Genomic DNA, 12683 nt, shown 5'->3' with positions numbered 1-12683 from the left:
AATTCGGGAGCATTTGAACCAATAATATAACTAATAAATTGAACTCAATAATCATATAAACTCATTTAATTTAAATCTTTCAAATCATTAATTAATTCTTGGTCTTTTTCAACAGTTCAATTTGTTAAATTATTATTGTTATTTGTTTTTACTTTTTTGAGGTTCATTAGGGAATAATGCTTTTTTCATTTGTACAAAATAATTTTGTTTATATTGATTATACAAATTAATTATTTGTGTTCCAGTTAAATATTTCCAAACATGTCGTTTTAAATTTTCATCATATTTCACAATAGGATAAGAATTATCATAAATCAAACCAATAGCTACTTGATCAGAATGTTTTTTACTAAAATAAATAAACTTATTATTTAATCAAAAACCAATATGTTTATTGTGGTTAGGTAAATTTATAAACGAAGCTTTGTCAGTTTGAAAAACTATAAATTCTGTTCGAATAAAATAATTTTGTACGTTAATATTCTTTTTATAAAAACTCATAAAAACATCTTACTTTCCATATTATATTTACACAATGCTGTATTAAAACCACTTTTATAACTTGGTTTATGATACATTACTCAAAACAAACTACCAACAAATTTTTTATTCAAAATAGAATGACAAATTTGACATTTACGTTTAATAATTAATCAAACTACTTAAAATTTGTAATAATTAATTCTTGGCCAAGTTTTGGCTTTTTATTATAGCAATTAGTAGAACTATAAACTCATTTAAATTCATTAATATTAAATTCTTTAAACAAGTCTTTAATAAATTCAGAATTATCAATACTTAAAATTCATTTACCTTTAATGTTTAAAATATTATCTTTTAGTTCATAAAAGTTCATTTTTGAATGTTTATAAACTCTTCCTTTATTATAAAAATATGGTCAATCTAAATATCAAACAATATTTTTATCCATATAATATTTATTAATAATATTTTTATAGTCCAAATTATAGAACTCAATATTATTTTTAGGATCAACTAATAGTCTTCTAACATTTTGAATTCTCAATAATTTATTAAAATTAAAATTTTGTTGTAATCTTTTATCTGTTCAAGTTTCTCACTGTCCACCATTAAACGTTAATGCGTTCTTAATTAAAAATTCTTCACCAAAATTTAAACAATAATCATCAAACATTTTTTGTTTTAATTCGTTAATAGTTTTTGAATTAGGATATGCTAATTTTTTCAAATAATCCAATTCAATTGAATGAATACCATATTGTCAAAATTCAATTAAACTAGTATTCAAATCATTAAAAACTACTTTATTGGATAATTGTTGATCTAAAATATTTAATCCTACGGAAGCACCGCCACAAAATAAATCTATAAATTTATCAAATTTAGACGGTAATAATGTTTTACTTTTATCAAAGTGTTTAGCTTTTCCGCCTGGCCAAGACAACGGACTAATAAATTTCATTCTAATCCTCCTTTACTATAAAATGTTTAAATAATGTATATGTATTGTAATAAACATTGTTAAATATATAAAATTAAAAATTAAGGCACACTGAAAATAACTACTTAGTTTTAACTAATAGCTATTAAAATATAAAATTATACATTTATAATTAGTCAACTCACATAAAAACTAGTGTTCCATAGCTAAAATATATGAATGGATCAGTTATAATAAATATTAAAAGCCTTTAACCATGAGACGGAAAAAGTTTAATATTTTAATAATTACTCAAATTCCAAATGGAATTAAAATAATTCAAGCATCACCTAAAAAGGTCATTAATTGTGGTAACACAGCATAAACAGCATCTTTAACTCTTTCATCATTGCTTGTCCCAAACCGCTTCAAATAGAATCCATTCTGCCTGAAATAGTAGGAGTATCTGTAGCTAGAAAATTAACAGCTGTTGTTAAATACATACCTAACATTATTCTTTTTCCTCCTTGTTTTCAATTTCTTTTTTATCTTTTTCTTACCTCGAATTTGACGAATTTTTTTATAAATCGATAAACCAATTCAAGCAAGAATTCCTAAAATAATAACAATACTAAATATTCATGTTAACCATACTGGCATAACTTAATTCCTCCTAGAAATTTAGCTTGTGCGACACGCTCCGCGTGTTCGCTACGCTAAAAAATAAACAATATTGAATAAATTACCGCTAATAAATTACGCGGATAATTTATTCATTTTCTTTTACATTATTAGTTACTATCTTATTAACAGTATTAATAACATTATCTTTTCCATACTTAATTACTAAGGAGCGCAAAATAAAATAATGTTTTGTTTGCATAATTTCAACTCCTTAAATTAAATTTTCTATACATAAAAGAAAAAACAAGATTATATCTTGTTTTTAACTAACAACCCGTATCTTTGCAACGGTCCCAAAAAAAGCAAGAAAATTACCTATCTAAATAAAAAAAGAGTTTTAATTTAAAACTCTTTAGTGCTTATTTAAGCTGATAACTTAAACTTATCACCTTTTTATTTAAAGTTATTATCATAATAAAGTATTTTTTGGTCATCATTTATTAAGTAAAAAATAGTGAATTTATTTTTAAAATAAGTTAATTAACAAATTTCAATTTAATAAATAATCTTTTAAATACCAATTTTAAAGTAAACACTATTCTTAGACACCTTATTATTTGAAGATGAAGCAAAACAATAATATAAACCATTATTAAAAGTTAACCCAAAGGTAAATAAAACTGCTCATGGATCAGAATTTGAAACATCTCATATTAAAAATGAACTATCACCCTTATTATCTATCTTTTGTCCCACTGTTTTAGCAAAACGTGGGTGTGCAATAAAATTAAATAATTTAAGATCTTTTAAATCTTTTGCTTCAGCTGATTGTTTAAAGTTAGTTACCAAAGTCTTAATTACTCCTTTTAAACCCTCTGTTTTATTTGTTTGGGAAAGAGTTTTAAATAAATTCTTTGGTACTGTAATTTCAAGCCCCTCTTTTCTAGCAAAAGGACCAGTATTAATATATTTTCAAAAAGCAATAATAATTTCTCCTCAATTGTTTAATTTTTGGTCAATTGCAGCACGTGATAAATTTAAAGTCATTATTACATCTTCACCTATATTATCATCTTCAATATTTTTTGCATAACCCGAAAGACCCATTCCATTAATATTTAAATATCCTAAATGAATTTTAAAATTTCCTAAGGTTAATGAATCATTATCATTAATATTTAAACCTTGGCCAACATTCGATTTATAGAAATTAACAAAGTCATTTGCTGTTACATTATTAATACTTTTGGGTTCATTAGGCTCTTTAAACCAATTTGACAATGTTATTTCTTGTGCATTTTTTACATCCGCCAAATTATCAAGTCCTTTATTTTTATGATTTAATTCTCCTATTGCTACTTTTTCAAGCAAAGAGACATTATTATAACTTATATCCATATCTTTAAACTTTTCATCCTTATTAGTAAATCCTTTTAATGATTTTTTAAAAGCATCATCTAAAACTTTAATGTTTTCTGAAAAATCTCATTGTACCTCTTCATATAATGTTTTAAAAATATCATTTGTACTAAAATCAACATTTTTTAAATTATGAAAATATGTATTAAGTTTTTTTAATAAAGACTTTGTGGCTTTACTTGAGAGTTCTTTTAAAACCGATGGATTCTCTGTTACATTATAAACTACTGGTATTTCAAATTCTGAAAAGATTTTTTTATATTGAGTCCTTACAAATGCTTTTAAATTAACTCGCACTCCTTTAAAAGATTCAGTATTAATCTCAATCGGGAATTTATTTTTTAATCCCTCAACATTAATAAAATTAACTTCAACTGTACTTAAATCTTTTTCAAATATTAAAGGACTTTTATTTTCAAAATAATTTCCATATGTAATACCTAAATTATAATTTACCTTTTCAAAAATAATATTAAAATCATTCATAAAGTAATCACCTAATGCTTTATCTTTTGAATTATTTAAATCTAATTTATAATAAATTTTCTCACTGTCTACTTTTTCATAGAGATCTGCTAAATTTTTCTTATTACTATCAACATAGATTCTTGATTTAAAATAATTACTAATTTCATCACTTGCGCTTGTTTTAATCTTATTTATCATTTCAAGATCTGTTGCTAAAGTATCTTCTTCAAGTTCCTCAGTATTTTGATTATTGCAACTTGTTAAATTTGAACTAGTTGCACCGATTAGTGTCATCACACTAAAAATACTAAATAATTTTTTCATTTTATTAATTAACTCCTCCTAAAATTTTAATAGCATAATTAAAAATTAAACTATTGCTAATATCTTATAAAAGAAATAAAAAAATAAAAAACAGATTTAATATTTATCAAATTAATTGCAAAACATTTTTAACATTTTGCAATTAATTTGATAAAATTATTTTTTAATTAATTCAAGAGACATAAACACAAACTAAAACATTTTTAGTATAATAACTCTATACATTAAGGAGGAAAATATGCAAAAAAGGTTATTGTCATATTTATTATGGGGACGGAAAAGGTAAAACATCAATTTTAAATGGAATGACAATTCGTGCTCTAGGATATCAATGAAATGTTAAATATCTCCGTTTTTTAAAAAACCGGATTTCTGGTGAAATGTTATTTTTTCAAAATTTAGCTAATCCAAATCTAGAAATAATCAATTATTATTCATCAAGTACAAAATTTTTTTGAGAAATAAATGATCAAGAAAAAGTAATTTTACAAAAAGAAATGCAAATTGGTTTTAATGAATTAAAAAAATTAAGTCAAGACCCAACAGTTGACTTAATTATTGTTGATGAATTATTAGGGTGTATTTATAATGAATTAATTTCTGAAGCAGAATTAATTGAAGTTATTCAAAAAAAGCTCCAAATATTGAAATGGATTTTTCTGGCCATCATATTACTAATAATTTAATTAATGCTGTTGACTTAGTTAGTCATGTTCAAGCAATAAAACATTATTTTTATCAAAAAGTTCCTGCTCGTAAAGGAATTGAATATTAAATTAACTTTTTTAAAAAGATAAATTAATTATTGCATTTCATTGCGTAATATTTGTTACGTTAATATCATCAATATTTAAATCGTGATATTTTGTTTTTAATTTATTTTTTATATGATTTTCTGTTGGAACAGGAAACCCATTTATATTAATTGTTCCTAAATCATTTTCAGTAATTATTGAGCTTAATAAAATAGGATGATTTACTAATCCAGCTATTAATTTTGAATTTCCATAAGTACAATATAATACATATAAAAAAAGCTTAAAAGTAAAACAACCAGAAAAATTAAATTGAAATTTAGTATTCATCACTTTTTTGATTTTTTTTTCATATTTTTTCCCTTCTATAAAATAAAATTTATATTTTAAAATGAAAAAATATTATTAAATTAAGTGAATAATTTGTACACATATTAATAAAGTAAAATTTAATTCTAAAACTAAAGTATTTTTTTAAATCCTATGTTCTCTTTAATCTTAAAATTACTAATAACTTATTTTTGTTATTATTTAATATACATTTTTTATTAAATATAATAATTTATTAATATCATAAATTGTTGTTTTAATTTTATTTATTAGTTCAATATTTGTAAATAAATATTTTCTTTATTTTTTTCAGTATTTTAATTATTACAAGATATGATATATTTTAACAAACAGGTTCGTTCTATCAATGTTATTACACTTAAAATACTAAATAATTTTTTTCATTTTATTATTTAACTTCTCCTAAAATTTTAATAGTATAATTAAAAATTAAACTATCGCTAATATCTTATAAAAAAATGAAAAAATTAAAACAAATTTAGTCTTTATCAAATTAGTTGTAAAATTATAAAAATCTTTTGCAATTAATTTGATAAGAATATAATCAGTAAATTAAAACTTGAAAAAACATAGTTAAATAAAATAAATACTATATATCAATCAGTAGAAATCATATAACTTTTCTAAAATATCGTTATTGACACTACATATTTAATCAACATAAGGATAAAAAATATGTTCATAACAATGCAAAAGCAAATATAATTATGAAAATTTTTGGACTAAAAAGCAATAAATTGATAAAAAATAAAAAAAGATAATAAGAAATAATATTATCTTTTTCCCAATGTTATTTATGCTTTACAATATTTAAATTAATATCAAATTATTTTATACAATTTCCTGAATTGTCAGTATTTGTACACTGAGATTGAAACATTATAAAAATCATATGTTCAACAATCTTATTTTCCTCATTATAAATTGAAAATGCACCATCTTGTCAAATTCCGTTTTCAGATTTAAATTTAGTATCATTACCTTGATTCATATGAATGTCATGCATGCCTTTTATTCCATTATTAACATAGGACATTCCTCAAACCCCAATTTTGTATTTTGAATTATTTAATGCTGGAGTTACTATTTTGTTAAAAATAATTTCAAGTTTTGATAATTCATCATCTTTAACAAATGGTAAAATAGTTTTATAATTGCAATCAAAAAAATTACCACGTAAATAATCAATACAATAACCATCAATACCTGTTTCTAAATCTACATGCATTTTATCTATAAGTTGAAAACAGTGTTCAACAGTTGGATGATTAATATTTTCCTTAATAAAATATTCAACATCATAAGGTGCTATCATTGACCGAACATTAATATTTACTTGATAATTTTCTTCATTTTGATCTGTAATTTTGGAAATAAAATTTCTAACTTAATACTATTCTTAGCATTATTATATCCTACAATATTAATAACATAATTATTAACCGTCTTTGCTAAATTAATTGTTCGCCGTTGATTCTGATTAAAGTAATCATTGAAATTAAAAGAAAAATCATTTTCTATTATTGTCGCATTTAATTGTTGTCTTATTGCTGTTAAAATTGCTGCTTGGAAATATGGTCTAATTTTTGATTCTTTTACTTTTTCAATATCACCAACTTTAATTTTTAAATCTAACAAATTAATTTCCTTGATATTTCTAAGGTCAGCTTGTTCCAATGTTTTTCAAGTTTTTTAATTTTTGCTTTTAGTTGCAAAATATTATTTTGTAATTTTTTGATTTTTTTATGTTTATTTTTTGATTCTCTATGTTTATTTTTTGATTTAAAATATTAATTTTATCATTTATTAGTTGCTTGTAATACACCACAATATATCGAAAAACAATTAAATGAACTAAAAGAAAAAAAACAATATAAATACAAAAGACGGTATTTTAGAATGAATAGCACCACAAGAAAAACCATTTTATACAGCAGATAATAAATATTATTTTGTTGTGTGGCGTGGAAATAAAAATGATAATTGAGAAATTAATAAGTTTAAAAATAATACTTATTTATCGGATGGACAAAATAAGAATATAGAATTAAAAAATAATTATCAATTATATTTATATAAGGCTCTTTTTTTCCAATAGATTTAGTAATTAATAAAATTAATAATCCAGTTGCTATTACTCAATGAAGAACAGATAAAAATAAAACTTATTTTAAATTTATTTATCGTTGAGATTTAGAAAAAAATATTCCTAATTTAGCTGTTAATTCTAAAACTGGTGAAATAAAAGTTGAAGATAAATAAATATAAAAACTCATTTAATTAATTAAATGAGTTTTTATATTTCTAATGTAATTAATGATAGTTTTTCATTATTTTTATTAAATAGTTGTAAATTATTAATATTAATTTCTTCTTTTTCTGTAAAGATTTTAATACCATAATCCCCATAACTTCAAATACCTGATATTTCAATTTGATTTAAAATAAATAGTTTTTCGTCATAAGTTATTTTAATGTTATCTTCAACTAAATTTTTAGTCATACTCATTCAAACTGCTTTTGAATAAAGTAATCTATATCATTGAGAAAAATAGTTTAAATAGTCTTCTATTTTGTCATTAGAAATAATTAAATTTGTTAAATATTTCCCATATTCTCCATCTGATAATTTAATTTCAGCAGGAATAAGTGAGGGGATATTGTTTGTTTCTAATTCATTTGTTATTGATAATCAGTTAAAATAATTTGTTTATAATTGATAAATGGGGTTTTCTGAAATATCATTGTTTTTAAGAATTACTTTAATTTCACTATTTTTGTTGATATTATTTTTATTTTGTAAATTTCAATCTATAATTTGTCCGGTTTTTGTGTCAATAATTGGCGTATTAGGTTCTAATATATTTCCATCCCAACGATAAATAAATTTAAAATAAGTTTTATTTTTATCTGTTCTTCATTGAGTAATAGCAACTGGATTATTAATTTTATTAATTACTAAATCTATTGGAAAAAAAGAGCCTTATATAAATATAATTGATAATTATTTTTTAATTCTATATTCTTATTTTGTCCATCCGATAAATAAGTATTATTTTTAAACTTATTAATTTCTCAATTATCATTTTTATTTCCACGCCACACAATAAAATAATATTTATTATCAACATTATTAAGCGGGTTGTCATTTGGATAAACTTCTTTTCAATAATTTTTTGGTGGTGGAGGAGTAGGACCACCAGTAAAATCAAAATATAATGATTTTAATTGCAATAAACAATCTTTAAATTCCCAATATTCAACTTTTTGTTCTGTTGGATTAGACATTAATTCAAAATAATACGGAGAAAATAATTTAATATCATCATTATAACCTTTATTAATTGCGTATTTGCTATATGTGTAATTTGAAAGCATATAGATAATTTGTTTAAATATTTTGACAACATTATCATTAATAAGGGTTGGATTATCTAATTTTCAATTTTCAAATAAACCATCAATTACATCTTCGGGTTTTTGTCCTTCAAATTTTTGGCGTAATTCAGCCGCTTTATTAGTAGGATTACCTTTTTCATCGTATTTTGCCCCTTGAAATTTTCGATCATAATTATAACGATAAGTTAAATAATTTAATAAAACTTTTTTTAAACCATTTTTATTTATTAAATCTAAAATATCTTTTCCTTGAATATAGTTTTTGGCTATACTTCATGGTAAAAAACTTTCAGTAAATCAATACTGAAATATTCTTAAATTAGGGTTTGTTTCAATTGGCATTGATAACAAAGGTACTAAATTAGCATTTTTAACTATTGATGATGGATAAGAATAAACACCATTTACATTGCCTCAGCATTTAATATTTCCAAATAACATAGATTTAGGGTATTTAATTTCAATCACAGTAAATACTGTATCTTCGGGCAATGATTTTTGTAAAACTAAATGAATACTATTTTGGTTTTTTCACTTAAAATCAGTTATTTTAACTAAATGCATAGATTTAATAATATTAACACCATCGGGTGTATAAGGTCGTTTATATTCTTCGATAATATAGCATTCATTTTTATTTTCTTCACTAATTGATTCATTAATAGATACTATTTTTAAGTCTAATGCTTCTAAAAATTCTTTGTCTTGTTTTGAAATATTATTAATTAAAATATCTTTTTCATCAATCATTACATAACTTGTGCTATTATCTTGGACTGTGGTATTTTGTTGAATTTGTAATTTAAAATTAAAATCACTAATTTCATAACCAGTTATTTTAATATATTCATCTTTGTCAATAAAACCTATTTTAACGCTATTTTGAGAGTAGTTTAAGATTGGTTTTTGCTTTGTCTTAACAAGAGATTATTAATTTTATAAATATATAAGGTTCTTGCGCGGTCTTCACTAAATAATTGTTCTAAATCAGGGTCGCTATATTGTGATTGATTAGCAAAATCTAACGGAATACTATCAATTGAATAGTCAATTGGTTCATGATTTTCTGCTAATTGTGCTAACATTTTTTCAGATGGTTTTAACATTATTCTTGTTCTCCTTCTTCATTAGGCATATTGATAATAGTTTCGTTGTTTTTTAATTGTCTGTTTAAAGTAGCATTAACTGGTAAGCGAACATCAACAATTAACTCATCAATATTTTTAATATTGAATGTTCTACTGTTTAAAATAGCATTATCATATTTAATTAACTTAATAATAAATTCAGTTAATTTAATTTCTCTAATATATATCATTTGTTCGTATGATGCGTTTGTTTGAATATTTACACCAGCAACTTCTGCCTGAGTTTGTTGTGCTCCCTTAGCAATGGCGGGAACATGATGTCGATTTATTTTATAGTAATTTGTTAATAATCAATCATATATTTTAGTTAATTGCTCACCTTTAAAATTACCAGCAATATAGTCTACTGGTTGAAAATTACTATCAGGGTCTCCTTCAACTAATAACAAGTCATTTTCAATAAATGATGCCAGCATTTTACTAATTTCTTGGTCAACCACACCAGTAACTCCGTTAGTATTAATAGTAAATTTACCACTATTTAACAATGGATCTAACATTATCTTTTCAGCAATAATATATAAAATACTAGTAAATTGTTTATCATAACGAGCAGAAGACTCAAAATTAGGGTTATTAGGAATAATTTCAATTGGAATAAAATTAAGTGGTAATATTTCTTCTCTTTGTAAAGTTGTATAGTTATTTCATTTAGCATCATCAATATATAAGTAGGTAATAGTACTATATAATCGTGTTTTTAACTTTCTAATAACTTTAACTTGTTTAGTTACAGCATCAATCTCTAATTTTTCAGTAATAAAAATACTCTGGTCATTTTTAATATAAGGGTCATAATCAAAAGTGCAAGATACTAAATTACCTAATTCATCATATTGGTCATTGTAAAAATCAATAGTAATAAAATTAAGTTTTGAATTATTAGCAAAAATAAAGTATGCACCCTTACCATTCTTATTAATTTTATATTCGTTATATCAATTTTTATTAGTAAAGTCTTGCATCTTTAAAAATTTATTAATTAATTTAGTATCTAATTGTTGATTAGTAAGTGGATTATAAATTCTAATTTCTAAATCTCGTGGATTTAAAAAATTAGCATTATCTTCACAAATTCTTTTTTCTAAAATCTCATTATGTTTTTGAACAGTAACATTTTTACGATTAGTAATCGTTGATGCTAAATTAAGATAATAACTATCAATATCATATTCTTTTTTTAATTTCTTTTTTGCTGGTAATAATCCCATTTATAACACCTCTTTATTTTGTATCTTTTTTTTAATAACATCTTCAATACTATCTTCTTTTTGTTTTTTGTTATGTGTTTTGATAAATCTAATTGTTTCAATAATTAAAACTATAATTCCAGCTCCTATAAGCATTGATGAAACAATAACATATGCTGGTCAAGAAATACCTAATGTTTTTTCTCCTATAAAACAAATAATAATTCCTGCAATAAAAAACAACGATGAAACTCCAAAGATTTTCAAAAACATAATTACATCTTTAATATTTACTTTTGGCATAATAACATCTCCTTTCTAATTTACTTTTTTCTTTCAATATATAATTTAGTCATTTTAGCAGCAGCATTTTTTGAATATATTATAATTTTTCCATTATTTCTTAATTGTGCAATTTGATTTTCATTACCAGTAGTTGTTATTCCACTTGATATATTTCCTGTAAATCCTTTATAAGTTGATAAATAAAAACTATTTAAAAATTGATTATTAACTCATACTTTATATTTATATTTATTTTTATTTCAATCTTTTATTTGATATTCATTAATATTAGGAGTTCAATCAGTAATATCTACAATTTCTCAATCACTACTTTTAATTTGATAATGTTCATTAATATATTTTGTAGTTCGTAATGTGTCATCAGTTATTTTTAATTCTGATGTTGTACTTTTTTTAATAATTTCAAAGTTAGCAGTTATATCATTATTTTTAAATTAAGGGTCTCAAATTTCTAATTCACCTGTTTTTTGATTAAATGAAGCATTCGCTTTACCACTTTGAGTAGGCATTAATTTAATTCCAATTTGTCGTGTTCTCATATAATTAACAAACTCACCGTCACTAGTTGGATCATCAATTGCTAATTCATCATTGTAACCGTTTGTTACAGATATTTTACCTTTATTATTACCACCCTCAGTAATAACAAAATCATTATGATTTAATGTTTTCATTATAGAATCTGGATTAATAATATTAGCAGTATTAGATTTTCAAACTTTATTAGTTTTATCATAAAAAATAGTATCATTATCAAAGGGAACATTTATTTCATTATTGTTATTTTTAACAATAGTTTTATTGTCAATCTTAGTTTTTTCTTTTTCTATTAAAGCATCAACTTCTAATTGAGTATAATATGCTTCTAAATCAATCATTGTTAAATCAATACCTTCTTCTTGAAAAGTACGAAACATTTTCTTTAAAGTTGTTAAATTAGCCAATGATTTTGCATAGGCAGGCAATAGACCTTGTCAAGTAATCATAGGGTCATTTTGCGATGAATAATTAATATCACCAACACTCATATTTGCCAAAGTAAAAAATTCAATTGGAATGCGGTCAAATGTTCAATGCTCAATCGTAATAAACACCATATTAATACAAATTTTCTTTAATAATTGATCTTTAAATGTTTCAAACTTTAGTTTTGAAAATGGATAGTTTAAATTGGAATAAAATTATTATAATTTTCCAAAGTAACATTTTGTCATAATTCATTTAACATTTAATCATCTCCTTATCATTTACTTTTTTTAAAATATATTTTCTTTAATATAAATTTTTTACTATTTAG

General features: G+C 22.6%; 14 protein-coding genes and 2 pseudogenes. 2 read left to right on the top strand and 14 right to left on the bottom strand.

All coding sequences use genetic code 4. From position 1 onward, the window contains the following. Window positions 1-65: 65 nt before the first annotated feature. The 5 genes and pseudogenes from ACZ91P_RS16285 to ACZ91P_RS16265 form a co-directional block, all read right to left on the bottom strand. Window positions 66-501 (bottom strand): annotated as a pseudogene (locus ACZ91P_RS16285) (DUF3627 domain-containing protein). 157 nt (window positions 502-658) lie between these two features. Beyond that, window positions 659-1444, bottom strand: coding sequence for a DNA adenine methylase (locus ACZ91P_RS16280; RefSeq protein ID WP_465157338.1), 786 nt, complete (start codon window positions 1442-1444; stop codon window positions 659-661). Window positions 1445-1663: 219 nt separating this feature from the next. Next, window positions 1664-1834, bottom strand: a complete 171-nt coding sequence (locus tag ACZ91P_RS16275; protein ID WP_465157337.1) for a hypothetical protein — start codon at window positions 1832-1834, stop codon at window positions 1664-1666. Between the two features lie 48 nt (window positions 1835-1882). After that, the gene (locus ACZ91P_RS16270) at window positions 1883-2062 is read right to left on the bottom strand and encodes a hypothetical protein (RefSeq protein WP_465157336.1); all 180 of its coding nucleotides are present in this window, start codon (window positions 2060-2062) and stop codon (window positions 1883-1885) included. A gap of 534 nt (window positions 2063-2596) precedes the next feature. Further along, window positions 2597-4237 (bottom strand): lipoprotein, encoded by a 1641-nt coding sequence (locus ACZ91P_RS16265; protein ID WP_465157335.1) that lies wholly within the window; start codon window positions 4235-4237, stop codon window positions 2597-2599. Window positions 4238-4461: 224 nt separating this feature from the next. On the opposite strand from ACZ91P_RS16265, the pseudogene ACZ91P_RS16260 reads away from it, so the two are divergent. Continuing rightward, window positions 4462-5012, top strand: a pseudogene (locus ACZ91P_RS16260) (cob(I)yrinic acid a,c-diamide adenosyltransferase). Window positions 5013-5022: 10 nt separating this feature from the next. Here the strand turns inward: ACZ91P_RS16260 and ACZ91P_RS16255 are convergent. The 3 genes from ACZ91P_RS16255 to ACZ91P_RS16245 form a co-directional block, all read right to left on the bottom strand. Further along, window positions 5023-5325 carry a hypothetical protein gene (locus ACZ91P_RS16255; RefSeq protein ID WP_465157334.1) on the bottom strand — a complete coding sequence of 101 codons (303 nt, stop codon included), beginning with the start codon at window positions 5323-5325 and terminating at the stop codon, window positions 5023-5025. 844 nt (window positions 5326-6169) lie between these two features. Then, the gene (locus ACZ91P_RS16250) at window positions 6170-6658 is read right to left on the bottom strand and encodes a DUF2278 family protein (protein WP_465157333.1); all 489 of its coding nucleotides are present in this window, start codon (window positions 6656-6658) and stop codon (window positions 6170-6172) included. Window positions 6659-6675: 17 nt separating this feature from the next. Next, window positions 6676-6981 carry a hypothetical protein gene (locus tag ACZ91P_RS16245; RefSeq protein WP_465157332.1) on the bottom strand — a complete coding sequence of 102 codons (306 nt, stop codon included), beginning with the start codon at window positions 6979-6981 and terminating at the stop codon, window positions 6676-6678. A 319-nt stretch (window positions 6982-7300) separates the two neighbouring features. Between ACZ91P_RS16245 and ACZ91P_RS16240 the strand changes: the two genes are divergently transcribed. Beyond that, the gene (locus ACZ91P_RS16240) at window positions 7301-7441 is read left to right on the top strand and encodes a hypothetical protein (protein WP_465157331.1); all 141 of its coding nucleotides are present in this window, start codon (window positions 7301-7303) and stop codon (window positions 7439-7441) included. A gap of 198 nt (window positions 7442-7639) precedes the next feature. Here the strand turns inward: ACZ91P_RS16240 and ACZ91P_RS16235 are convergent, their stop codons facing one another. From ACZ91P_RS16235 to ACZ91P_RS16210, 6 genes are all read right to left on the bottom strand, one after another. Continuing rightward, window positions 7640-7846, bottom strand: coding sequence for a hypothetical protein (locus tag ACZ91P_RS16235; protein WP_465157301.1), 207 nt, complete (start codon window positions 7844-7846; stop codon window positions 7640-7642). A gap of 461 nt (window positions 7847-8307) precedes the next feature. After that, a complete protein-coding gene (locus ACZ91P_RS16230; RefSeq protein WP_465157330.1) occupies window positions 8308-9492 on the bottom strand; it encodes a hypothetical protein in 1185 nt (394 codons plus the stop codon). Window positions 9493-9635: 143 nt separating this feature from the next. Beyond that, a complete protein-coding gene (locus tag ACZ91P_RS16225; protein WP_465157329.1) occupies window positions 9636-9848 on the bottom strand; it encodes a hypothetical protein in 213 nt (70 codons plus the stop codon). Then, complete coding sequence (locus tag ACZ91P_RS16220) at window positions 9848-11101, bottom strand: hypothetical protein (protein WP_465157328.1); 1254 nt, start codon at window positions 11099-11101, stop codon at window positions 9848-9850. The genes ACZ91P_RS16225 and ACZ91P_RS16220 overlap by 1 nt, the downstream gene beginning before the upstream one ends. Further along, the gene (locus ACZ91P_RS16215; RefSeq protein ID WP_465157327.1) at window positions 11102-11383 is read right to left on the bottom strand and encodes a hypothetical protein; all 282 of its coding nucleotides are present in this window, start codon (window positions 11381-11383) and stop codon (window positions 11102-11104) included. Between the two features lie 437 nt (window positions 11384-11820). Beyond that, window positions 11821-12483, bottom strand: a complete 663-nt coding sequence (locus ACZ91P_RS16210; RefSeq protein WP_465157326.1) for a hypothetical protein — start codon at window positions 12481-12483, stop codon at window positions 11821-11823. Window positions 12484-12683 lie beyond the last annotated feature (200 nt).

The organism is Spiroplasma endosymbiont of Halictus nicosiae (assembly GCF_978018445.1).
The sequence above is the reverse complement of the archived record's forward strand: the minus strand, read 5'-3'. Positions and strand labels throughout refer to the sequence as shown.